This is a genomic window from Moorena sp. SIO3I6, from assembly GCF_010672095.1.
The window spans coordinates 83809-106709 of sequence record NZ_JAAHHU010000001.1 but is presented as its reverse complement, the minus strand read 5'-3'; the positions used below and the strand labels follow the sequence as shown (position 1 = coordinate 106709).

22 protein-coding genes and 1 tRNA gene are annotated in these 22901 nt (G+C 44.2%); 15 read left to right on the top strand and 8 right to left on the bottom strand.

Features of this window, described 5'->3' with window-relative positions; translation table 11 throughout:
- The first annotated feature begins 111 nt into the window (after positions 1-111).
- Positions 112-285: a hypothetical protein gene (locus F6K49_RS00470; RefSeq protein ID WP_293066432.1), complete on the top strand. Its 174-nt coding sequence runs from the start codon at positions 112-114 to the stop codon at positions 283-285.
- Positions 286-415: 130 nt separating this feature from the next.
- Here the strand turns inward: F6K49_RS00470 and F6K49_RS00465 are convergent, their stop codons facing one another.
- Positions 416-850, bottom strand: a complete 435-nt coding sequence (locus F6K49_RS00465; RefSeq protein ID WP_293020691.1) for an SRPBCC domain-containing protein — start codon at positions 848-850, stop codon at positions 416-418.
- 173 nt (positions 851-1023) lie between these two features.
- On the opposite strand from F6K49_RS00465, the gene F6K49_RS00460 reads away from it, so the two are divergent.
- From F6K49_RS00460 to F6K49_RS00445, 4 genes are all read left to right on the top strand, one after another.
- Complete coding sequence (locus F6K49_RS00460) at positions 1024-1683, top strand: DUF4129 domain-containing protein (protein ID WP_293020689.1); 660 nt, start codon at positions 1024-1026, stop codon at positions 1681-1683.
- A 15-nt stretch (positions 1684-1698) separates the two neighbouring features.
- The gene (locus tag F6K49_RS00455) at positions 1699-2817 is read left to right on the top strand and encodes a DUF4350 domain-containing protein (protein ID WP_293020687.1); all 1119 of its coding nucleotides are present in this window, start codon (positions 1699-1701) and stop codon (positions 2815-2817) included.
- A gap of 134 nt (positions 2818-2951) precedes the next feature.
- On the top strand, positions 2952-3902 hold the full coding sequence (locus tag F6K49_RS00450; RefSeq protein ID WP_293020685.1) for a MoxR family ATPase: 951 nt from the start codon (positions 2952-2954) through the stop codon (positions 3900-3902).
- Positions 3903-3933: 31 nt separating this feature from the next.
- Positions 3934-5340 (top strand): DUF58 domain-containing protein, encoded by a 1407-nt coding sequence (locus F6K49_RS00445; protein WP_293020683.1) that lies wholly within the window; start codon positions 3934-3936, stop codon positions 5338-5340.
- Here F6K49_RS00445 and F6K49_RS00440 read toward each other — a convergent pair.
- A complete protein-coding gene (locus F6K49_RS00440; RefSeq protein ID WP_293020681.1) occupies positions 5332-6300 on the bottom strand; it encodes a stage II sporulation protein M in 969 nt (322 codons plus the stop codon). The genes F6K49_RS00445 and F6K49_RS00440 overlap by 9 nt on opposite strands.
- A gap of 79 nt (positions 6301-6379) precedes the next feature.
- Here F6K49_RS00440 and F6K49_RS00435 point away from each other — a divergent pair, with 79 nt between their 5' ends.
- The 5 genes from F6K49_RS00435 (at position 6380) to F6K49_RS00415 (ending at position 9673) form a co-directional block, all read left to right on the top strand.
- Positions 6380-7288 (top strand): DUF975 domain-containing protein, encoded by a 909-nt coding sequence (locus F6K49_RS00435; protein WP_293020679.1) that lies wholly within the window; start codon positions 6380-6382, stop codon positions 7286-7288.
- Entirely contained in the window at positions 7276-8088 is an 813-nt protein-coding gene (locus F6K49_RS00430) for an RDD family protein (protein ID WP_293020677.1), read from the top strand. Before F6K49_RS00435 ends, F6K49_RS00430 begins: the two co-directional genes overlap by 13 nt.
- A gap of 205 nt (positions 8089-8293) precedes the next feature.
- Complete coding sequence (gene remA, locus F6K49_RS00425; RefSeq protein WP_008191366.1) at positions 8294-8560, top strand: extracellular matrix/biofilm regulator RemA; 267 nt, start codon at positions 8294-8296, stop codon at positions 8558-8560.
- 24 nt (positions 8561-8584) lie between these two features.
- On the top strand, positions 8585-9145 hold the full coding sequence (gene gmk / locus F6K49_RS00420) for a guanylate kinase (RefSeq protein WP_293020672.1): 561 nt from the start codon (positions 8585-8587) through the stop codon (positions 9143-9145).
- A 201-nt stretch (positions 9146-9346) separates the two neighbouring features.
- Positions 9347-9673 (top strand): DUF3082 domain-containing protein, encoded by a 327-nt coding sequence (locus tag F6K49_RS00415; protein WP_293020670.1) that lies wholly within the window; start codon positions 9347-9349, stop codon positions 9671-9673.
- Between the two features lie 110 nt (positions 9674-9783).
- On the opposite strand, the gene pabB is transcribed toward F6K49_RS00415, so the two are convergent.
- Positions 9784-11256 (bottom strand): aminodeoxychorismate synthase component I, encoded by a 1473-nt coding sequence (gene pabB / locus F6K49_RS00410; RefSeq protein WP_293020668.1) that lies wholly within the window; start codon positions 11254-11256, stop codon positions 9784-9786.
- A 21-nt stretch (positions 11257-11277) separates the two neighbouring features.
- Positions 11278-12891, bottom strand: a complete 1614-nt coding sequence (locus F6K49_RS00405) for a dynamin family protein (RefSeq protein WP_293020666.1) — start codon at positions 12889-12891, stop codon at positions 11278-11280.
- Between the two features lie 273 nt (positions 12892-13164).
- Here F6K49_RS00405 and F6K49_RS00400 point away from each other — a divergent pair, with 273 nt between their 5' ends.
- Entirely contained in the window at positions 13165-14007 is an 843-nt protein-coding gene (locus tag F6K49_RS00400) for a pentapeptide repeat-containing protein (protein WP_293020664.1), read from the top strand.
- A 154-nt stretch (positions 14008-14161) separates the two neighbouring features.
- A tRNA-Cys gene (locus tag F6K49_RS00395) sits at positions 14162-14232 on the top strand.
- Between the two features lie 76 nt (positions 14233-14308).
- On the opposite strand, the gene F6K49_RS00390 is transcribed toward F6K49_RS00395, so the two are convergent.
- Positions 14309-16912: an MBL fold metallo-hydrolase gene (locus F6K49_RS00390; protein WP_293020662.1), complete on the bottom strand. Its 2604-nt coding sequence runs from the start codon at positions 16910-16912 to the stop codon at positions 14309-14311.
- An 801-nt stretch (positions 16913-17713) separates the two neighbouring features.
- Between F6K49_RS00390 and F6K49_RS00385 the strand changes: the two genes are divergently transcribed.
- Both F6K49_RS00385 and F6K49_RS00380 read left to right on the top strand, forming a co-directional pair.
- Positions 17714-18679 (top strand): DMT family transporter, encoded by a 966-nt coding sequence (locus F6K49_RS00385; protein WP_293020660.1) that lies wholly within the window; start codon positions 17714-17716, stop codon positions 18677-18679.
- A 70-nt stretch (positions 18680-18749) separates the two neighbouring features.
- Positions 18750-19007, top strand: coding sequence for a hypothetical protein (locus F6K49_RS00380; RefSeq protein ID WP_293020658.1), 258 nt, complete (start codon positions 18750-18752; stop codon positions 19005-19007).
- A 142-nt stretch (positions 19008-19149) separates the two neighbouring features.
- Here the strand turns inward: F6K49_RS00380 and glk are convergent, their stop codons facing one another.
- Positions 19150-20127 (bottom strand): glucokinase, encoded by a 978-nt coding sequence (gene glk / locus F6K49_RS00375; RefSeq protein ID WP_293045807.1) that lies wholly within the window; start codon positions 20125-20127, stop codon positions 19150-19152.
- Positions 20128-20444: 317 nt separating this feature from the next.
- Entirely contained in the window at positions 20445-21494 is a 1050-nt protein-coding gene (locus F6K49_RS00370; protein WP_293045803.1) for a zinc-binding dehydrogenase, read from the bottom strand.
- Here F6K49_RS00370 and F6K49_RS00365 point away from each other — a divergent pair.
- The gene (locus F6K49_RS00365; RefSeq protein ID WP_293093158.1) at positions 21484-21723 is read left to right on the top strand and encodes a hypothetical protein; all 240 of its coding nucleotides are present in this window, start codon (positions 21484-21486) and stop codon (positions 21721-21723) included. The genes F6K49_RS00370 and F6K49_RS00365 overlap by 11 nt on opposite strands.
- A 501-nt stretch (positions 21724-22224) precedes the next feature.
- On the opposite strand, the gene hxpB is transcribed toward F6K49_RS00365, so the two are convergent.
- On the bottom strand, positions 22225-22893 hold the full coding sequence (gene hxpB / locus F6K49_RS00360) for a hexitol phosphatase HxpB (RefSeq protein WP_293093155.1): 669 nt from the start codon (positions 22891-22893) through the stop codon (positions 22225-22227).
- Positions 22894-22901: the final 8 nt, after the last annotated feature.

Genomic DNA, 22901 nt, shown 5'->3' with positions numbered 1-22901 from the left:
TAACCTTGACAGTAGTTTTTGTTTACTGTAAGCCTAACTTGGTCAACTTAGACCAGATGTAGCTATATAATAAGGTATTTTTGACTCTGATTAAGGAGTCCCAGGAGGGATATGAGCAGCACAGATAGCAATAAAGACAAGGAAATCCAATTCACTGCTAAAGGAACTGGATCCTCAGGATACATCGATAGGAAACAGCTGAGCGTAAAGCCATTACCCCAAAATCGTCCTATTGCTACAAATGTTAGTGAAGGGACAGATGAACTTATGGGCTATCTTGACTAAGGAATTAGTTACTAAGGGATTACTTGTCAGGTAAACCAGTGCTTCCGGGTGTGGTTAAGTCGTTAGTGTCTACAGTGTCATCTTTAACACTTCACCCGGAGTAAGGGTGTGCTAGCGCCATACTAACCTTCTAAAACCCCTCAGCATAACGCTTCAACTCCCATGCCATTCGTTTAATACCCCGTAACTCATCCTCTCGGATAAAGGGTAGAAACACCCGAGACAATATACCTGAATAAGAGTGTTTGTGGAAGTATTTGGTACGACCCACTCCTATTTCTTGCAAATCAAATACACATTCACTACGAAAGCCAGGGATAGAAGACACCCAACTTAGACACACACCAGGCTGAACTTGTGTCACCAATGGCTCAAATTCTGTCTCTTCTTCATTGGGAAGCCGTCGCAGCGAGAGAAAGACTTCTTTGCCCTGCTCAAACCGTAAATTTGAGTCACAATCAAATAGAAACGTGTTCCAGTACTTCCACTGCTGTTTATGGAACAAAATTTGCCAAACCTTCTGCTTTGGGACATTGATATCAATGTCAGTATAGAGACTTGTCATGTTAGTAAATAGCAGTTTTACCGGCTTCAAGTACTGTTATTTTAGATCATGGGAAATGGGCAAGAATAGAAGGGTGGACTACACACAATAATAACACAGATGCACGGATGACTTAATCCATGCCCTAAATCCGCTGTGTAACATTATTAGTTATTAGTATCTTAACTTGTGCCTTGACTAGTGACATGTCTACTGGTTCCTTTGAAAAAAACAGTTTGGATTGGCAGTTGCAGCTGCTGCAACGACAATTCGGGGAGTGGTGGGAGCTGACAATGTCTCAGGTGCCTCTTGACCAAGCCCAAGGCTCACTGCCATCTTGGTTACTGTCTCCTATGCTAGCCCGGGGGATTAGGATAACGTTTTGGTTACTTGTTGCTGTAATCCTAAGCTGGCTAGGGGTGCGGCTGTTGAGAGGATTACATCCTTATATTAGTTATTATTACCAGCAACTGAATCAAGCTGCAAACAGAGTGACAAAACGACCAGTTCCAGAATTATCAGTGGTCAATTGGTGGGAGCGATCGCAAAACTATCAGCAGCAGGGTAACTACACCGAAGCCTGTCGTTGCTTGTATATGGGGATGTTGCAGCAATTACACGATACTGGCATTGCCCCTCGCCATCCCAGTCGCACGGATGGAGAATATCTACAACTCATCCAGCAATTACCGCAACCTAAACCATACCAAATCTTACTGATCACCCACCAGCAGTTATGTTTTAGTAACGCCGAAGTCTCTAGTCAGGTTTTTGAACGGTGCAAGGAGGCTTATCAGCAGATAAAGGTTGTTCGCGTAGCGTGGCCGTTCGCGCAGCGTGGCCTACGGCCTTAAGGCCAAGGATGAAGGATGAAATTTCCTAGGCGTCGGTTAGGGGTAATTAGTGCGATCGCAATGGTGGTACTAATTATGATTACCCTGGTAGCTGCTCCAGCTAATAATAAAATCAATAGCGGTTCTACTTACAGCCGCGCTCCCTATGGCTATGGCGCTTGGTACGCTTACATGGCAAAACGGGGAACTCCTGTACAGCGTTGGCAAAAACCCTTTGAGGATTTAGCGAATCAGACAGATGCTCAAGGCTCGGTTACCTTATTGCGTGTCACTAGTTGGTTGACAGTAGATGCTATTTATGGTAAAGAGCGAGAATGGATTAAACAGGGCAATACGATGGTGATTTTGGGAGTCAAGCAGCCGGTGACAGACGCTGATTTTAGTACTCTCCAAGAGGCTTCAACGGGAAAGGTTAAGGTTAACACCAGGCGGCGATACAAGGGTAATCAGGGGAAGAAAATTTTAAGCGATCGCTTTGGTGCGGTGGTTTGGGAAAAGCCTATTGGTGATGGTAGAGTTATCTTTGCCACTACATCGGATCTTGCTGCCAATGCTTATCAGGACTTTCCGGCTAACTATGAATTATTAGCCCAACTGGTTACTCCCTTGAAACCAGAGGGGAATTTAACTAACCAAAATCTGGTTTGGGTGGATGAATACCTCCACGGTTACAAAGATGTAGATGTGATCAAGCGAGAGGTAGGTGAGACTCTATTCAGTTATTTAGGGAAAACCCCTATGTTGCCAGCCTTTATCCAAGGATTAATCATTCTTCTGGTTGCCATCTGGGCTCTGAATCGGCGCTTTGGACAACCATTGAGCTTATCTGAACCAGTCGTGGATAACAGCGAAGCCTACATCCGAGCATTAGCAGGTGTTTTGCAAAAAGCAGGCAGCAGTGAGTTTGTGTTGGAAGTTGTGGGAAAAGACGAACAACTGCAACTGCAAAAAGCACTGGGATTAGGACAGACTCTGCTGGAGGAGCAAGCTCTAATTGATGCCTGGGTTGAGCAAACTGGACGTCCAGCTACAGAACTGAAACAATTGCTGGAAATTCAATCTAGTAAACGTCGTATTAGGGAGTCAGACTTACTAAAATGGCTGGGAAAATGGCAGAAAATTCGTATTGATTGATGGGATGATCACAACTGCCCGATTGCTTAAACTACTGCGTATAAACCTAACTAATCCGACCCCCAATCAACCAGAGTTTGCCCATGCTATCCTGGTACCACGAAGACGGTCCCACAGGATAGCTAATCAACCAAATGACCAATGATCTCCCTGTCTTGAACCGCCTCAAGCAAACCCTTGGCAAAATAATTGTCGGTCAATCGACCCTAGTCGAACAGTTACTCGTAGCGTTGCTTAGTGGTGGACATGTCATTATTGAGGGGGTACCAGGAACCGGTAAAACCTTGCTTGTCAAAGTTCTAGCAAGGCTAATCCAAGCCGAATTCCGGCGAATTCAGTTAACCCCAGATATTCTACCATCGGATATTTTAGGAACCAATATCTTTGACCTGAATACCCGCAACTTTACCCTGAAAAAAGGACCAGTCTTTACTGAGATTTTGCTTGCTGATGAAATTAACCGCACCCCACCCAAAACCCAAGCAGCACTGCTAGAGGCAATGGAAGAGCAGCAAGTCACCTTGGACGGGGAAACATTGCCTCTATCTGAATTATTTTGGGTGATTGCTACCCAAAACTCTCTAGAATTTGAAGGCACCTATCCCCTACCAGAAGCTCAGTTAGACCGATTTTTATTCAAGCTGGTAGTGGATTACCCAGACGCGGCGGCAGAAAAGCAAATGTTGCTCAATACTCAGAAAGGATTTCGTGGACGCCGTTTGGATTTAGAACGTCTGAAACCTCTAGCAACTGTAGAACAAATTTTTAGTGCTCGTCAAGAGGTTAAAGCTATCCAAGTAGACGAGAAGGTGCTGGATTATTTGCTAGCCTTAGTTCAGCAAACCAGGCAAAATCCTGATTTAGCTTTGGGAGCCTCCCCGAGAGCTGCTGTAGCTTGGTTACAAACCAGTAAAGCCCAAGCTGTGTTATCAGGACGGGATTATGTGACACCGGATGATGTAAAAGCGATCGCACTCCCTCTACTCCGTCACCGTCTGATTCTGAAACCAGAGGTGCAGTTAGATGGGTTACAGATCGATGGCGTAATTGCTTCATTACTCAAGCAAGTTCCAGTGCCTAGGTGAGTGGCTCAGCACTCAGCACTCAAAAAAAACTATGATTCCCTCACAACGAACGTATTTACTGTTAATTCTAGGGATTGCGATCGCATTATTACTCGCTACTGTTTTTAATCAGCAAATCAGTCTAATTAGTACTCTTGTCTTTGATGGAATTGTCCTTGGTTTAGCCTTATGGGATGGAAAACGGGTCAAACCTAACCGAGTGAAGGTAACCCGCACCCCTTTACAACGGTTATCGATTGGGCGAGATAATCTGATTGTGCTGTCAGTGGAATCTAGAAATCAGGTTGCTCGAATTCTGATTAAGGACTACTATCCATTAGAGTTTGCTGTTTCCACCCCAACCATCACTGCTACCCTTGACCGGAATAGTAACAAGGAACTAACCTATACGGTTCACCCAGCCAAACGAGGTCAGTTTCACTGGGGAGATATTCACGTGCGCCAGTTGAGTCCTTGGGGCTTGGTGTGGGATGATTGGAAAATCCCAGGGAGTCAGAACGTAGCAGTTTATCCAGACTTAGTCACGTTGCGATCGCTTTCTATTCGCCTCACCCTGGAAAATACTGGTACCATGCGCCGTTCCCGAAGCTTGGGTAGTGGGACAGAATTTGCTGAACTGCGGGAGTATGGCATTGGTGATGACACTCGCCTGATTGATTGGAAAGCCACTGCTCGCCGCTCTCGCCCTTTAGTAAGGGTGCTGGAACCGGAAAAAGAGCAGACTTTAATTATATTACTGGACCGGGGACGGTTGATGACCGCACAGGTACTTCAACTGAAGCGCTTTGATTGGGGATTGAATAGTACTCTAGCCCTAGCATTAGCTGGGTTACATCGGGGCGATCGCGTGGGGGTGGGTGTCTTTGATCGAGACATAACGACCTGGATTCCACCAGAACGGGGTCAACATCAACTATCGAAACTCATAGAACGCCTCACTCCGATTCAGCCAGTGTTATTAGAACCAGACTATTTTGGTGCTGTTACAAAAGTCGTTAATCAGCAAACTCGTCGTGCTTTAGTCGTACTGATTACAGACATCGTGGATGTTACTGCTTCCGCTGAATTGCTAGCAGCCCTAGAACGCCTCACCCCTCGCTACTTACCTTTTTGTGTCACCCTTCGAGACCCCCTTGTTGACCAATTAGCGCACACTCCCCCTAATACGGCTCAGTTAGAGAAAATTGTCAGTCAAGACCAGCTTTGGAACAGGGGATACCAGGAGCAGGGGAGAAAGAGAATTAGTGTTGATCTTAACCCTGACCCGGGGCAAGCCGCTTATACCCGTGCTGTCGCTCTGGATTTAATTGCCCAGCGCCAAGTTGCCTTTGCCCGGTTGAAGCAAAAAGGAGTTCTGGTCTTGGATGCACCAGCCAATCAGATTAGTCAGCAACTGGTTGAGAGCTACTTACGAGTCAAAGCTCGGAATCTACTTTGAAGTATCCTCGACTTTCCGGCTACTACAATATATAACCAAAAGGCTAAACAGTCCGATTCCAACCAAATACTTGAGGAATGATGGCACTAAGGGACTGGGAGATAAAAACCCTTCAATAATACCAGCAATAATCAACATCGGCACAATCCCAAACATCAACTGAGCCGCTTGGGAGCCATAAAATTTCAATGCATCTACCCGGCGATATTGGCCTGGAAACAGAATTGCTCTACCGATGAGTAAACCGGCTCCACCAGCAAAGAAGATAGCGGGTAATTCCAGGGAACCATGGGGAAACACAAATGCCCAGAAGGGATAAGCTAAGTTATTTTGACCCACTAAGGTTCCAATGGCACCAATCAGTATTCCGTTGAATGCCATGACATATAGGGTAAAGGCACCGCAGGTAATCCCACCAGCTACTGCCCGAAAGCATACCGATATATTGTTAATCATAATGCTACTGGAGGCTAAGGGTTTCATGCCCAAAATCGAACCCATCCACAATTCCTGGCGATCGCGTACTTGTTCAATTAACTGTTCCGGAACCACTAGGGAGATAAACACTGGATCTTGCCAAGCCAACCACCAGGCAATTAAGGCTCCGAGGAGAAACACTGCGGTTGCGATCGCAATATAACTCCAGGTCTGTTGCACTACAGCAGGGAAACCCCAGCGACAAAACTCCCCTAAGCCTTGCCAGTCTTGACGGCGAGAACCTTGATAAATCTGGTTATAGCCCCGAGAGGTGAGTCGTTGTAAATCCTTGACCAGGGTATGGCCTACTTGGTTAGTTCTAGCACGGGCTAAATCCGCTGAGACGGAGCGATACAAACTAGCGAGTTCCTTGATTTGGGATGCTGGCAAGGACTTGATTCCTCGTTTCTCCACTTGTTGCAGGAGAGTATCCAACTGTTTCCAATTTGCTTCCCGCCGCCCAATCCAACGTTTAATATTCATAAAGTTTCCGTGTAATTTTCGTAAACCTCCCTTAAGATAGCGTTAACACTTCTCTTGCCATCAATAGCCCCATCGACCCATGTCTTATGAGCCTAGTCCCAACCAATCTTTAGGACCACTCAGTATTGGTAATGTCGTTAATGTAGGTCTGCGGATCTACCGCGACCATTTTAAGTTATATTATCGTCTAGCTTTTATCGGTTATCTATGGCTATTAGTTCCCATATATGGCTGGGCTAAGTTTTCTGCCATGTTTGGGCTAATTTCACGTCTAGCGTTTAGGGAAATCATTGAACGTCCAGAAACAGTGAATGAGGCACGCCGCCATGTCAATCCTCGGATGTGGAGTTTTCTCAGAGCAGGCATCCTAGTATCCTTGATAACGTTTGGAGTAGCAATCCTAGTATCCTTGATAATTTGGGTGGCAATAATGGTAATTATTGTTATTATTAGTATCTTGATCGGAGTCCTTGCTTCAATTTCTGGGAATAGCAGTACTATTTTAGATAGTCTCGATACTCTCCCTGAGAATAGTGTTGCTATGCTTATCATAGGATTTCTGGTTTTGAGTATTTTTATGATTGCTTTTTTCTTTGGATTTATCTGGTTTATATCTCGCTTGTTGATTTATGAAATACCGCTGGCTATAGAAAATCCCATCGGTGCCAGGGCAGCCATTGGTCGCAGCTGGAAATTAACTCAGGGATTTATATTACGTATTCAAGGGATAGTAGTTGTTGGCTTTTTAATATCACTACCCATTTCGATTGCTGTACAGATAGCTACATTCATCATACAAACTGTTTTATCTCTTTGGTTTCCTCAAGACTCAGCAATTTTTATCTGGCTGTATTTAGTGCTAGTTTTTGGGCTGAGCTTTGCTAGTGGTGCGTTGTTGGTTCCCTTCTGGCAAGCCATTAAATCAGTGATATACTACGATCTATGTAGTCGTAAAGAAGGCATAGATTTGCAGCTATGGGGAAGCTAACCTCAACACCGATTAATTTTTTTAATCGAGTCACTATACAAACCCCAGAAAGTGTTGAATTAGAATTAACCTTAGCAGGGATTGGCAGTCGAGCTTATGCCTTGCTAATTGATTATATTGTCTTAGGATTCATTTTATTAGTATTTCTAATTGCTTGGGGCGTTTTATCTTCCCAACTGCTGGACTTATTAGACTATTTTTTTGGTATTAATGATTTAAGGCTGTGGCTATTAGCAATTTATCTATTTATTACTTTCTCGATTTACGTGGGTTATTTCGTTTTGTTTGAAACCCTATGGCAGGGACAAACACCCGGTAAGCGCTATGGCAAAATTCGTGTCATTCGTGATGATGCTAGACCAGTGAGACTACAGCAAGCTACCCTACGTGCTTTGCTAAGACCTGTTGATGATTTATGGTTCCTGGGAGTATTTTTAATTATCTTTAGCAAACGAGAAAAACGCTTGGGAGATTGGTTAGCAGGAACTCTGGTAGTCCAAGAAGAGCAGCCTATTGCTTCTGCTAGCTTCGAGATCTCCGATCAGGCTCAAGCCTTAGCCAATCAGCTCCAAACCCAGGCAGATTTCTCCCCCTTGCAGCCAGAAGACTTTGCTATGATTCGAGAGTATTTGCACCGGCGCGAGGCAATGACATTTCAGGCAAAAGCGAAGTTAAGCCGACAACTGGCTGATCAGGTCAAAGACATGATTGCCTTGGAAAAGGTACCCTCAGGTGTCACGGCTAACTTGTTTCTGGAGGCTGTGTACCTTGCCTATCAGCAGCTATCATCCCAGGATTAGTGACCCACGCACCCTTGCTCCAGCTTGAGCCATGGGTTGGTTATCTAGGAGTAAAACACCCTATGCACTCAACAGTGAAAACGGATGATTCCCTAAAATCCGGTTTTTTACCAGATTTTAGGCTTGTAAGGCTAAATTAATGTCGCTACTATTGTACTTGAATACTTATACTAGCTTCTCATCCGGCTTTTGCCGTTAGTTGCTCATGGACATTCAGCTGATTAATATTGGTTTTGGTAACATTGTTTCAGCAAACCGAGTTGTAGCAATTGTTTCTCCAGAGTCTGCTCCTATCAAGCGGATCATTACTGAGGCAAAAGAGCGTGGATATCTGATTGATGCAACCTACGGGCGTCGCACCAGAGCGGTAATTGTGACCGATTCCAGCCATGTCATCCTCTCGGCAATTCAGCCAGAAACTGTTGCTCATCGCTTCGTTATCAATAAAGATAGTCACAATGGTAACCATTAAGCTTGAAACTTAACTAGACTCAACATGGAAGCAGGGAGACTCATTGTATTGACTGGTCCTTCTGGTGTTGGTAAAGGAACCTTGCTGCGCCAGCTCCTGAAGCGACACCCGGAACTTGATCTTTCGGTGTCAGCAACCACCAGGCAACCACGTCCTGGGGAGGTGCATGGGAAACACTATTACTTTGTCACTCGTGACCAGTTTGAAGAAATGATCATAGGGGATGAGCTTTTAGAGTGGGCTGAGTACGCTGGTAATTACTACGGTACACCTAGTTTGCCAGTCAAGCAGCTTCTTGAGAAGGGTAGGTCTGTTATTTTAGAAATAGAATTGGTTGGGGCAAGGAAAATCAATAAAACCTTTCCCTCTGCTCTGCGTATTTTTGTACTACCCCCCAGTCTAGATGAATTAGAGCAGCGGATTCGCTTGAGGGGTAAGGATAGTGAAGAAGTAATCGCCCAACGCCTTTCTATTGCCAAAGCCGAAATTGAAGCTGCTGATGAATTTGATGTGACTATTGTTAATAAAGACTTCAAAGAAGCTCTACAAAGCTTGGAAGCAGTTATTTTTCCATCGCCAAACTAAGTCATTAAACACAAAGGTAATATTATATCTGGTAGCTTCGTTATTGATCCTGGTATCGATAACTGGTTGAGATGTGTCAGGTTATAATCCCCTGTGGGTCAGCCTCCGGAAAGTTCAACTAGTAGACATAACACGTAGTAGAGATAACAAGCTACTGGGTAATAGTTTAAACCCTGCTTAAGACTAATCACGCTTTGACTAATGACAACATCTAACCAAGACACGGAAACCCCTAAGAGTACTCAAGCGCTACCTTCGCCCTGGCGCTGCCTTACGGGAGCATTGATTTCTGGAGGATTGACAAGCGCTATTTATTTTCTAACTGCCTCGATTGCTACAACCTTTGCTAATAAACCCCTCACGTCTAACTCTCAGACAGCACTCAAAATTGCGATCGCAGTTCGGACGCTGGTAGTGGGAGTCAGTACCCTAGCCACGTTTATCTTTGGTATTACTACCCTTGGTTTGGTAGCCTTGGCAATTCAACAACTTTACCGAACGAAGTTCGGTACTCTACCGCCCAAGTGATGCTCGGAAGGTACATTTAATTTTCTTACCCCTACTCCCTACTCCCTACCCCCTACTCCCTACTCCCTAAAACCCTGGACGAGGTAGTTCACCCATTGAGAACTCCTATATTAACAATTCACCATCTCGGCTTGTAAACCATCAATATCAAACAACTCTGGGGAAAACTCTCCACAAACCGTGTAGACAATCGCACGCACTAGGGCTTGAGCCTTGAGTAGGGTTTCTTCAAATTCCAGCTGGGGATTCGATAACGCAATCAGAGCACCACCAATACCAATCGATACCTGATTGGGAGTAATCTCAGCAGTTCGGATCACAATGTTAAGGTCTGCAGCACCGTTTAGTGCAAGAAACCCGATCGCTCCGGAATAGATTCCCCTGGCCTGAAGTTCCAATCGATCAATAATCTCCATGGTTGAGATCTTAGGAGCACCAGTCATGGAGCCTCCAGGAAATGTGGCACGGATACAGTCTCCTACCCTTACATCTGGACGCAAACGACCCCGAATTGTACTCACCAGTTGATGAACTGTGGCATAGGTTTCCACATCCATTAACTTAGGGACATGGACACTGCCAATTTCGCAAACCCTGCCCAAATCGTTCCTAAGTAAGTCTACAATCATGATGTTTTCACAACGGTTTTTTTCCTGAGTGCGTAACGCTTCGCACAACAGTCGATCTTCTTCTTCTGTTTGGCCTCGTGCAGCAGTTCCTTTGATGGGTTTAGATTCTACCCAACCTGAGGGGTCAATTTTCAGGAATCGTTCTGGGGATGAACAAGCCACAGCTAGCTCGCCAAATTTTAGGAAGGCAGAGTAGGGTGCAGGATTGAGTTGGCGCAACCTTCGGTAAAATGCCAAGGGGTCAAGTTCGATATTGGCATAAATTTTGTTAGTCAAGCAAATTTCGTAGCTTTCTCCAGCTTTAATCTGATCCAGACTTTCTTGAATATCCTCCAGATATCTCTGGTAGGAACGACTCAATCGAAAGCTAACTTTTCGATGAGTATAGTCTAACTCAATGGGAGGCAGAGGAGGTAGAGTACAAAGCTGTTTTTCGATACCTTCAAACCAGGCATTGGCGTGGCTATTTTCTCCTTTTTTAGTCAGACACAACAGATAGGTTACTTGCTCTTGATGGTCAAAAGCAATAATTCGGTCTGCTAAGAGAAACATCGCATCTGGAAATGGCGATTGATGGACGAGCTTTCCTCCACATTCGGCTTTTAGTTCGTAACCAAAGTAGCCAACAAAACCACAATTAAAGTCAAAGGGAAGTCCTTCTAAACAGTTGTATCGGCGCTCAAGTTCTCTGTGTAGATAGGAGAAGATACTTTCTCTACTATGTGTTGTTTGTCCCGAGCAGTTAATGGTAAGTTTTTGGTCAGTAATCGAGTATTGCACTAGCAGGCTGTTTGGTCCTGTACCATCTCCCATAAAAGAAAAACGAGATAGACCAGGTTCTATGCGAGAGCTGTCTAGCCAGAATGCTGTTGGTTGTGAACCAAATAGATGAACAAACACTCGTTCCGAATCAGGGTATACCGTGAGCTTGCGACTATGAATATTAAAAATCATTCGATGAAACAGCCATGACAGCTATAGCTGCTCTACCTCCTTTAGAATATCGTTAATCTCCTGCCGGAGACTTTGTAAATTATCCTCCAAGGATTGACTGGCAGCGAGTTTATGCTCAATTTTCCCCAGTCTCGGCTTCAGAGAATCAGTGAACTGCTTGAGGCTGTTTACCAATTCTTGCTGCAAACCTTGTTTTAGCTTATCGGTATAGTTATTCTGCAACTCACGCAAGGTTTCATCAAGCTGTTGGGTTGCCTTATCACGCTGTTTAGGAACTGCATTGAAGCTAAACATGGTCAACATCAGAGCTAGTACAAAAGCTGACAGATCAAATAGTGCAGCGGTGGCTACTACATGTCCCCCAATTCCTGTTGCTGCGGCAGCTGTTCCCAAGGTCAAAAAGTTGTTGAGTCCCTTTTCTGAAGCTACCTTAAGATTTTCAGATATAGCAGTGGTATCAATTTTACCACTATTAAGTTCGGGAACCTGAAATGAGTCCTCTGAGAGGGTTGCTGCTACTTGTAAATCTTCCCTAGCTTCGCGAATAATTTGTTCTCGATATTTCACAAGGGTTGATGCTGCTTCCTTAACAATATCCTCCATCTGTTGCTCAAGTTTTACCTCCTTGATCGCCCTAGCTACTTTTTCTTCCAGGAGATCGTCTTCCCTAATAATACGCTTTTTCAATAGGCTAATGAAGGCGAAATTATCCTGGATTAGCTTATGTAATTGTTGAATTAGATTGGTAAACAGGTCACGAATTTTTTCTCTAAAAACACCAAAAATCAGGTCATATTGCTCAATGCGCTCATTGATTCGCAATAGGGATCGGTCAAATATGGTTTTTTCGGCAATAACTTTCTCCCGTGCCTGATAGTTCTTTTTCTCTAACTGCTCTAGGTAAACTAACAGAGAGTTCTGAGGACCTTGAAGTTTTAGCCGTATTTTTTCAGCTTCTACCAGAAACTCTAGTAAGAAATCTCGTAGGCTGTCGATGTCTTTACCAGTGCGTGTTGATACTGTAAATAATGGTGGTACTTCTGTAAAGACATCACTAAGTCCATCTTTAACGTGTGAGATAATCTGTTCACTCTCTTGTGGGGTGATCAGATCCACTTTATTAATAATAACGATTACTTTACGTACCCAGATCTTACTGACTAAGGAGAGAAAGTCTAGCTCTGATTTAGTCAGTGGTCGTTCCACTGAAGTGACAAACAGGATGATATCAGCATGCTGTAGATAATCCTCTGTCAGTGCTTGGTGACGTTCAATGATCGAGTTTGTGCCTGGGCTATCAATAAAGACAATGCCATCAAACCCATCTGGGTAATAGGGTTGAATCGAGTTTGTGGTCGGAAGTATGCCCACAGCAGCTAGCTCGTCATTACTCAAGCGATTCAGGACACTGGATTTTCCGGCATTAAATTCTCCACAGACAAAGATCGAGAAGGGATTTTCCAGTTGCTGCTTGAGGGCATCAAGATCAGGGCAAGAGACATCGAAAAGCAGCTCTGCTTCGACAAACAGTAGTTTTACACCTTTGATGGTGTTGAGGCTGCGGTTAAACAGATGCTCTTGTTGAACAGGAAGGGTGACCACGTTACTATGAGCGAAATGAGCGAACAGATCCAATTATATTACCAAGTATTCGCAAGATAAAGAAGCATAAATCCAAAGCATACGCTAATTAACCATAGGCCCAGCGTTACTTTAAGGTAAGTTTCTTGACTGGCGGGATAGATCACCCTCACTTTCGGGATCAGTTTAGCCGAGAGGTAAGCAAGCTCGATTAACCAACCATTAACACTTAAAAGTCTGGCTTGCTAGATTAGAAATTGACAGGCTTGACAGCCTGGCACTTATACTATCTCCGCTCTGACTGGCTTCCCAACGCTCCAAATAACTATGAAACTCCCAAAAGACCGTATCCCTGAAGACCAAGCCCACCAAGTATTCGCCCTAGCGGCTCAACTCTATGCTCAGCACAACCAAAGCTATTCTGTCAAGGAGTTGATTGAAGCAGGTAAAGAGGCACAAATTCCCCCAGAATTTATGGAAAAAGCCCTTGCTGAGATTAAAAAGCGAACGCATTCTAAATCCGTACTCCCCAAACATCATAGTCATAGATCTGGTCTGATGTTGATTGGTATGGGTACAGTCTTACTCGCTCTTGCGGGTATAGGATGGTTAGCTAATTTTGTAGAACCTAGACCAGTCGCAGAAGCGGAGCTATTGGAATCTATACCACTCCCAGAAGCAGGGCCAACAGAGGTAAGTGTACCTGAAGACCAATCCACAGCGTTTGACGATAATCTAGGGTCAGGACATATTAACAAGTGTACACCCCTGATCGAGAAAGACCTCAGGGGTGCTAACCTCAGTGGGGCAGATTGTACGAATGTGGACTTGTCAGGAGTAGATTTCACTAATGCTAACCTGACTGGTGCTAACTTCAGCGGTGCTGATTTAAGTCAGGCTAACTTAAGCAATGCCAATCTCACTGGTGCCGATTTTGCTGGAGCAGATTTAGCTAATGCGGATTTAAGCGGTGCTAACCTGACTGGTGCCAATTTAAGTAATACAGATTTAAAAGGATCTAACTTGAGTGGTGCCAATCTCAATGGTACCGATCTGGCCAGGGCAGACTTAGAAAGGTCTGATCTCAGGGATGCTATGACCAATGGTGCTAATTTCGATAACACTAATCTAAATCAGGCAACTATGCCCAACGGTACAATTAACCACTAAAAAACCTACTTATCAGTGTTCTTTGCGTCTTCGTTGACTAGGTCAGCACCGGACAAAGGGGACGCACTGGACGCAGGAAGTTTTGAATATGGGCAATTCAAAGATATTCAAAGAAATTGAAAACTGATATAGTATGATAGAATAAGAAACTAGTGGCGGCATAGCCAAGTGGTAAGGCAGGGGCCTGCAAAGCCTTTATCCCCAGTTCGAATCTGGGTGCCGCCTTGTTGAAATGGGTAAGACCGGGAAAATCCCGAAGATCGCGAAGATCTTAAAGTCCGGCTGCAGGGGAACGCTCCTGTTAATAATCAACTTCCTCTGCCAACAGAAGGTCAGTGTCAAGAGTTGACATATCCTGGACTTTAGATTGAAATTGATCACAGATTGCCAAGGGATCAACCCTCCGCTCAAACAAAGGACTATCAGGAGACTCACAAAATCTACCACTGAAAAACTGACACACGGCACAGCAATCCTTTCCACTCTTAAGCCCTGCTTCAATTTCTTCTTCCTGAATTATCATTTCCGGTTGCATGGGAGCAAGCTTGAGATTCACACCATCCCATCGCGCTTTGATAATGCCGCTGATACTCAAGGTCTGCCATCGAGGGTCTTTTTCCACCACCTCTTCGGGAACTCGCAACCAAGCATCGGTCCCAAAAGTCTCTACCATAACGTCAAACTCTTGGGGTTGCTGAATCTTAGCAATCTGCTGTCGGGAAAGCTGTTCCGGTGCTACTCCTAATTCAATTTTATCCCCGACAGCAGGAATATGGATATAGAACAAGGACTGATTGTCTCCAGACCGGGCTACTTGGTGTAAGGCTTCTAATTCTCCGTGAATTAAAACTAGGTGCTTGGGCTTTACCTTGTTGATTACTTGTCCGAGTCCTACTTTATCTGTATGGGCAGAGAGGTTAAACCGTTTGATTTGAGCTTTGACGGTAATTGGTTTCCCATCTAGTTCAATAGTGTCCCCAGTTTTGATACTTTGCAGGAGTCGGCCAGGGGATTCCTCATCAGTGTAGCCAGAAATAAAGATGGCAGCATTCTCTCGCTCTAGCAGTACTGAGGCATAATAGACTGAAGGTCCTCCGGTGAGCATACCTGAACTGGCCACAATTACACTGGGTTTTGCGATCGCAATCGGACGTTCCCGAAAGTGTTCGATAGAAATAATCGGGGGTGTACTGGTTTTATCAAAGAATGGTTCTTGGCCATTAATCTTGACTAAGTTTTGAACTGGAATAGGCAATAAGTCCAGGTTTTCTCGGAATACCTCTGTGACTGCTCTGACCAATCCATCCACAAAGATGGGTACTGTTAATTTATTAAATAGCTTGGAGGTGCGGATCGCTAACAGGATTTCCTGAGCTCTACCCAAAGCAAAAGAGGGAATTAAAACATTGCCCCCAGCTTGCACTACTTCAGCAATGGATTCCATCAATGCAGTTTCTTGATTTCTTCTAGCGGGGTGGACAGAGGAACCATAGGTAGACTCAGTAATTAAAATATCCGCTTCAGGAAGCTCAGCTAAATTCAATCCGTTAGTGGTGCGACTATTGGTAGTGTGGAAGTCTCCGGTGTAGAGTAAAGACATATCCTTATAGCGCAGATAGATACAAGCCGCACCCAAGATATGCCCGGCATTGATGAACCTTACCATTAGTCCCGGTAAGGGCTCAAAGTCTTTGCCTACTGGTTGAGTTTCCAATTGAAACAAGGTTTGTTCTAAATCGCCCTCATCAAATAACTCTGGAGAGTCTTCATTCAGTTGCTGTATCTTCAGTCCATCCCTGAGCATGACATGGGCAATTTCCCTGGTGCCATGAGTGGAAATCATCCGCGCACCAGGGTAGCGGCTGTGAAAGACGGGGACAGCACCAAGGTGGTCTTGATGGCTATGGGATATCAGGAGCAGGTTAGGATTATCCAGATAGTCCAAGGCGGGCAAAGGGTCGTAGCCTTTGGGTCGAGTGCCACAGTCTAAAACTACTTCATACGGACCAATCATAATTTGGAAACAACTGGCACCAATGCTTCTAGCTGCTCCTAAAGGAGTAACAATTAAACGATCATAGGATTGAGAATCAACACTTGCAGATGGGATATCCGGAAACTGGTAATAATATAAGTGGATATAGTTTCCCTTCAAACTCACTCGTGCTTGTTGCTGGGTTGAAGGGGAGAACGCTTCCCATTCCCATCTTGTTCGACCTCGCTGTTTAGGCAAGTCTAATTGCCAATCGTTGACACCGGTTTTCTGTTTCAACGTGGCTAAGACTCTATCAATGGTTTCCGTCGGGGGAGCAGCTAGTGTAGATTTGGAGGGATAATGGTCATCTGATAGCCTGGTCAGAGCCTGCTGTAACAAGGTTGTTTGGGTTTGTTGAAATGTTGACTCATGTTTATACTTCCTAGACTCGACCGGTTTGTGGCTACGGTTTTTCTTCGAAGCTGGGCGGCTATTGGAATTGTGCTCTCCTTGGGGTAAAGCTCGATGTAAAATCAGGGTATCCCGTTGGCGCTTAGCAACTACTTCCCACAGTTCCCCAATTTTCATGTGCTTGCTAGAGCCTAAGACACTGATCTTCAGGGTTTTCTGTCCTGGTCTGGAAACTTTTAGTTGTACAAACTGTCCTCGTTTTCCTAACTGCACTACTCTGCCAGCGATTAACCATTGCTCTTCCTGGACTGTCTCAGTCATGGCTTCTAGGTAGAGAGAGCCTATTACACCATCTGAGCTAGTATTGGGGGCGACTTGCCAGGAATGGATTCCAGTAGGAATATCATCAGTGGGCAAGGTTTTGATTTTGAATCGAAGGCCATCCTGACTGAGGAGATAGTTTACCTGAGCTACTGACTCGATGTTTCCAGTTAAGGTGCATTGGATGGTATTGGTCATCGCTGTAGTGGCATTAGCAGTGGACTATTCGGGGATTTTTTGGATCAGTTGCCACTTTAATGGTAGACAAGGAAATGGGAAATGAGCCCAAATTACGTGCGTAGTTACTGATAATCCAAAATTATACCATATCCTGTATATTTTAGCAAATATCGCACTCAGTGATTAGGCTAAAAGGCTGGTGTTTCCTTCTGTTGTATCAATGTAGTATGCCAAGTAGTAGGCGAAATGGGATGCCCGCTCGGTCGCCGCTACGGAATTATCCTTCGGAGCCGTTAGGAGAACCCAATAATAATGCGATTCGGGCAAAGCCCGACGCTTCGCGAACGCAATATCGCAATAATAGTAAGCCAAACCCTGGGATACATTGCCAATACTATCGGACAGGATATTAGATCAAATCCGTTTAATTGTCCATAATAAAAATTACGATATTGTTAATCATCACTAATCCTCCAGACGTGATATAAAAATTTGATACTGATTCCATTTGATTTGGTGAGCAGGATACTTTATGATTAGACTATTATTTATTTGGAGCAGAATAGTAGGTTATAGCTTAGCTAAACTAGACTAAGCTATCAGCTAATCAGCTATTCATGATGAGTGTAAGATAACAGACCAAAAAGAACCAAGTAACATCAGAATCAACCACGATAAAAAAACTGTATAGACGTTATATATCACGTCGTCTATACTATCCTAGGTTGTTCAACCCAATGATTGCCTTATATTAGCTGTCATAGGATAGCTAAATACTTAAAAATTACGGTATTTTGAGTCAGGAGCGAACACCAAACCATGAAAGCGATAGTAACAGAAGACAATAGAGAGCAAACATCAGAATTACTACCAATAATATTATTGGTAATTGCCTTACTTGCTTTATCTATAACAGCCATATTAATCAGGTTTTCTCTTCAAGAAATAAGTGCTAATGCCACAGTATTCAATCGTCTTTGGATAGCTACTCTAGTCTTTGGTTTGTGGAATGGAATAAACCAAGTACGCACTCAAACATCGAACCAGAACTCTGAACCACAGTCAGGTTATAAAATTGTCGATATCCTACTTTTGGTAGGCGTAGCGATATCTCATCTGGGTGGTCGATTTCTATGGACTTGGTCCTTAACTAAGACTAGCGTTGCTAATGGCAATGTACTAGGAGCTTTAACACCATTTTTCGCTACTCTAGGAGGATGGTTATTATTTAAGCAGCGTTTTGACCGTAGATTCCTCATTGGTCTGGCACTTGCCTTGTTAGGGGCAACTACTCTACAAATAGAGGATTTTCTAAAATCGTCCAATAATTTTATCGGTGATACTGCGGCCTTAGCATCTTCTGTATTTTATGCAGTAAACTTTTTACTATTAGAACAACTGCGAACCAAGTTTTCTGTAGAAGGAATACTGATTTGGCGCTGTGCTTTGGGAACACTGTTTATGATCCCAGTGGTTCTGATATTCAGCGATCAAATTTTCCCGATATCTTGGTCAGGATGGTTAGCAGTGATTTCCCTAGCTGTTGTCTGCGAAGCTGTGGGACATGGTTTAGTAGTATACAGCCTCAAGCACTTTTCTTCAGGCTTTGTTTCCTTAGTCCTGCTTCTCGATCCAGTAGTTGCTGCTATTCTGGCCTGGATTCTATTTTCAGAAAGCTTAAGTATTCTTAACTTACTAGGTTTTGCTGTGATTATGGAGGGGATTTATCTAGCAAAAACTGGCAAAGGTGCTGATAAGCCAACTATTAAGGAACAAAACACCTAAGACCATTTTCCGTTATGGATGCTACAACTAGTTATATCAAGTCTGGTTGAATACCCATAATTAAGGGGAGATGGGGAGATGGGGAGATGGGGAGATGGGGAGGTGGGGAGATGGGGAGATGGGGAGGTGGGGAGATGGGGAGATGGGGGAGATTTTTATTAAGGGTAATTATAGCGTTTATCGCAGTTATGAGGTACAGTCTTCTTTTAGGTTGATTCCCTGTATTGATGCAGCGCATTGCTGTTCGCTATTCCCTATTCCCTATTCCCTATTCCCTATTCCCTATTCCCTATTCCCTATTCCCTATTCCCTGTTCCCTGTTCCCTAAAAACCCAGAACTTTGTACCTCATAGCTATGATAATTGCTATATCCTGACATGATATTAGTCGGTAATTGGTAATTGGTATAGCAGTTCTCAATCCAGTGAAAACTGCTATAACATACTTACATACTAATAAATAAAGATTAGTTATGTTGAAGATAGACTTCTATGAGCATACCAAGCAGCACCCTGCAAAGCGGCCTGGTCATTAAGAATCACATAGATAGGAATAGACTTCAGCAAATCAACCATCTTATCCTTATTAATAAAATGTTCCATAAACAGAGGTTCATGCAGCTTATCCAGAATGCGAGGGGGAATCCCTCCACCAAGATAAACACCCCCAGTTGCGAAAAACTTAAGAGCAGCATTTCCGGCTTCAGATGCCAAAATTGAGACAAACATCTCTAAAGCTTGCACACAAAGGGGACATTTATTGGCCAGAGCTGCATTACTAATTGCTGCGGCTGGCTCTCCTTTGCTCATTTCTTCTGCTAACCATTCAGGGGTGTTGCCATGACCGCTATCCCGCAAATAATTATACATACGAACCAAGCCAGGACCTCCTAGAAGAATCTCGTAGCTAACCCGTTTGTATTCTTGCTGAACATAACGCATCAGTCCCACTTGAAGCTCATCTAAAGGACCAAAGTCAGTACTCCCACCTTCAGATGCGATCGCATGAACTCGACCTTCCACCTCAATGCTTGCTGCTTCTCCCAAGCCAGTACCAGGTGATACTACTGCTCGATTTCCCCCTGGTATTTTAGTGCCGACATTAAGAGTAACTAAGTCATCATCCTTTAGGGTTTCTATGCCATAAGCATTGGCTTCTACATCGTTGAGCAAGCTAACCGGAACACCGGTAACTGAAACTAATTTAGCGGCTTCTACTTTATCCCAGGGTAAATTAGTCAATTTACACACACCTTCCTGGATTGGACCAGGTAAGCCGAAACAAGCAATTTTAATGGGATGCTCACAGCTTTTAACGAAAGCCCCAACCATATCTTCAAAACTATGATAGTCTTTACACTTATAAGTGCTTTTTTGGACTATAGAGAGGTTCTCGTCAAATACTGCTAATCGGCAATTTGTTCCGCCTAAGTCACCTGCTAATATCATAAGTAATTCAAAATTACAAATAAAAAAATGCTATCAACGTTTTAAGTTAATTATACCTTAATCAGTAAGCATTCAGCCGTGAGCCAAAGGCTCACGCTACTTGAGGTGCCGTCAGCCGTCAGCTTTTAGCTCACGCTACTTGAGGTGCTTAAAATAAATCTAGAACGATAGAATTTAATAGTTCCAGAGTAATGAGAATTGAAAGTCTGGGAAAAATCCATGACTCGTGGCACAGACTTTGACGCTGATAGCTGATAGCTGATAGCACCTCAAGTAGCGTGCGCGTAGCGCTAATCGCTGTTCGCTGATAGCTTACCTTAATCAACCTCTGCAAAATCAATTACTAAGGCTCGGCAATGCGGTTGATTGTGAATATCAACTGCTTCTGTTGTTAATTTTGAAAAGGGAACAGTATTGGTAATAATCGGTTGTAGATCAATCTTCTTTGTGCAAATTAGTTCTATGGCCTGACGAAAATGCTCTGGAGTATATCGATAGCTACCATAAATCTTGAGGGAACGATAATGAATTAAATTAGGATTGCCCGGAAACTCAGTTCCCGGGGGTGTTCCACCAAACCCAACTGCGGTACCGCCACACCTGAGCAGGGTTAATGCCTGTTCATAGGTTTCCCCAGAGCCAACGGCTTCAATAACGACATCAGCACCATAACCGTCGGTTTGGGCCATAACTATGTCTTTGAGAGACTCTCGGGTAACATTAACGGTACGATCAGCACCCAAGGCTGATGCCTGTTCCAGAGAATCATCATGTTTGCCAGCTAGAATAATTTTGGTAGCACCTCTCAAGCGCGCTAGCTGAAGGAAGCTCAGTCCGACACCGCCATCACCAATAACTACCACACAATCGGACAAACCAATATTAGATAAGTCAATACCCTGAAGGATACAGGCTAGTGTTTCTGTAAAGGCAGCAAACTCGTAGGGAATTGATGAGGGCAGCTCAACGATTCCGCTAGCCAGGGAAGCCGGAACGCATACAAATTCAGCCATGCCACCGGGTTGTAACTTAGTTGGGTTGAGGCAATGGCCTAATGCTCCTCGCTGACAGTAAAAACACTCTCCACAGGGTTTTTCTGGGTTGACGGTAACGCGCATCCCTGGTTTGACTTTGGTAACACCCTCCCCTACAGCAACAACATCTCCCGCCAGCATCCTACCAAAAATGACTGGAGGATTATGTTTGGCGTGTCCCACTAATACCGCCCGTGCGTGCATCGCACAAAAGAAACACTTCTGAACCTGTATCAAAACTTCCCCTGGGCTAGGTTCAGGTCGGTCTATTTTTTCTAAGCGAAAGTTCTCACGTCCTGGACCATACCAGACCGCAGCCTGCATGGTTGTCATAATCTCTTGCTCCAATGTTGTTTACCAAAAAGTTTGGGTCATTAGCCCCGTCCTTCGCTGGATAGAAACCTTAGACAGGGTCGCCAAAATCGGCAAAGAAAGTTTTAACCCTTATATGCATAGCCTGCCAACCATCAAGGCGACCCTGTCTTACGGTAACTTGGCCATAGGCCACGCCAAAGGCGAACGCGAACAACGGACGGCTTTTCCAGCCGATGTGATAGAATAAAAGCATAAGCAATAAACTTGCATGTCAGATAGGTACTATCTAATCATAAGTAGACAACGTAAAAAATATGTATGAGATACGTATTGCGTAATTTGGTCTAACGACTACAACGTCTATGAAAAACTTAGATAAAAAAGTATCTGTCCCAAAATAAAAATAAAAAAGGTACGGTGGGGCACACCGAAACCTAGATCTATGATCAATCACGCTTGGGGAGATTTGTCCTCTACTTTTCCTGGTTCCGGCCTGGTTTAGCAAGACGAGTCGTAGATCCAAGAATCCCCGTTCTTCCTTCGGCGGGGAGTGTCAATGTGGGTGGATCTCATTAAAGCTGTTTGACCCTGTGGTGCGTTACGGGCAGCAACCTAACTCTGGCTACCGAGAAAATTAGGGCCGCCCTAACGCACCCTACGCAACTGTGGTGCGTTAGGGGCAGCAACCTAACTCTGGCTACCGAGAAAATTAGAACCCCCCTAACGCACCCTACGCAACTAACTTCTTTTACCGGTCAGCTAAAAACGTTTTCAGCCAAGGCTCCGTGATTTGTTCTAGTGATTTAAGGGTGACATCTGCGATCGCAAAACGTTCATCCTCTAGATTTTCTGGTGGTGGAACTGCAATACATGCCATGCTGGCAGCTTTGGCACTAATCACGCCACGAACCGAATCCTCTAAGGCAACACACTTTGTTGGTTCTATACCCAGACGACGGCTAGCGGTGAGATATACTGCTGGATGGGGTTTACCAAAGTCCTCCGCTTCTGCTGATGTAATCACATCAAAGGCATCTTTTAAATCGAGCCGTTTGAGTACTGTATCAATTAGACCCATGGGAGATGAAGTTGCTAGGGCTAGGGGTAAGTTTAATTCCCGACACAACTTTACGGCTTCAATTGCACCTGGCATCGGTTGTCCCATGGTCATCAATAGCTCACTCATCCGAGCGATCATTGTTCGACATACCTCAGCTTGGCTCATACCAGTCCAAGGAAATCGAGCATACCAATACTTGACCACCTCATCGTTTCGCAAACCCATTGTTTGAGAAGACATACTCTCGTTCATGGGAATGCCAAGGTCATTGAAGACTTCGATTTCTACCTTAGACCAGAACGGTTCACTATCAATTAGTAAACCATCCATATCAAAGATCACAGCTACATCCTGCATCAGAATCT

Bases quoted from the DNA above. Each gene is read 5' to 3' on its own strand.
- F6K49_RS00370 (WP_293045803.1), bottom strand. From the start codon at position 21,494: ATGACAACCATGCAGGCTGCGGTCTGGTATGGTCCAGGACGTGAGAAC.
- F6K49_RS00415 (WP_293020670.1), top strand. From the start codon at position 9,347: ATGACAACATCTAACCAAGACACGGAAACCCCTAAGAGTACTCAAGCG.
- F6K49_RS00380 (WP_293020658.1), top strand. From the start codon at position 18,750: ATGGGGAGATGGGGAGATGGGGAGATGGGGAGGTGGGGAGATGGGGAG.
- F6K49_RS00435 (WP_293020679.1), top strand. From the start codon at position 6,380: ATGTCTTATGAGCCTAGTCCCAACCAATCTTTAGGACCACTCAGTATT.
- F6K49_RS00470 (WP_293066432.1), top strand. From the start codon at position 112: ATGAGCAGCACAGATAGCAATAAAGACAAGGAAATCCAATTCACTGCT.
- F6K49_RS00465 (WP_293020691.1), bottom strand. From the start codon at position 850: ATGACAAGTCTCTATACTGACATTGATATCAATGTCCCAAAGCAGAAG.
- F6K49_RS00445 (WP_293020683.1), top strand. From the start codon at position 3,934: ATGATTCCCTCACAACGAACGTATTTACTGTTAATTCTAGGGATTGCG.
- pabB (WP_293020668.1), bottom strand. From the start codon at position 11,256: ATGATTTTTAATATTCATAGTCGCAAGCTCACGGTATACCCTGATTCG.
- F6K49_RS00385 (WP_293020660.1), top strand. From the start codon at position 17,714: ATGAAAGCGATAGTAACAGAAGACAATAGAGAGCAAACATCAGAATTA.
- F6K49_RS00440 (WP_293020681.1), bottom strand. From the start codon at position 6,300: ATGAATATTAAACGTTGGATTGGGCGGCGGGAAGCAAATTGGAAACAG.
- F6K49_RS00450 (WP_293020685.1), top strand. From the start codon at position 2,952: ATGACCAATGATCTCCCTGTCTTGAACCGCCTCAAGCAAACCCTTGGC.
- gmk (WP_293020672.1), top strand. From the start codon at position 8,585: ATGGAAGCAGGGAGACTCATTGTATTGACTGGTCCTTCTGGTGTTGGT.
- F6K49_RS00430 (WP_293020677.1), top strand. From the start codon at position 7,276: ATGGGGAAGCTAACCTCAACACCGATTAATTTTTTTAATCGAGTCACT.
- F6K49_RS00455 (WP_293020687.1), top strand. From the start codon at position 1,699: ATGAAATTTCCTAGGCGTCGGTTAGGGGTAATTAGTGCGATCGCAATG.
- F6K49_RS00400 (WP_293020664.1), top strand. From the start codon at position 13,165: ATGAAACTCCCAAAAGACCGTATCCCTGAAGACCAAGCCCACCAAGTA.
- remA (WP_008191366.1), top strand. From the start codon at position 8,294: ATGGACATTCAGCTGATTAATATTGGTTTTGGTAACATTGTTTCAGCA.
- F6K49_RS00390 (WP_293020662.1), bottom strand. From the start codon at position 16,912: ATGACCAATACCATCCAATGCACCTTAACTGGAAACATCGAGTCAGTA.
- F6K49_RS00365 (WP_293093158.1), top strand. From the start codon at position 21,484: ATGGTTGTCATAATCTCTTGCTCCAATGTTGTTTACCAAAAAGTTTGG.
- glk (WP_293045807.1), bottom strand. From the start codon at position 20,127: ATGATATTAGCAGGTGACTTAGGCGGAACAAATTGCCGATTAGCAGTA.
- hxpB (WP_293093155.1), bottom strand. From the start codon at position 22,893: ATGCAGGATGTAGCTGTGATCTTTGATATGGATGGTTTACTAATTGAT.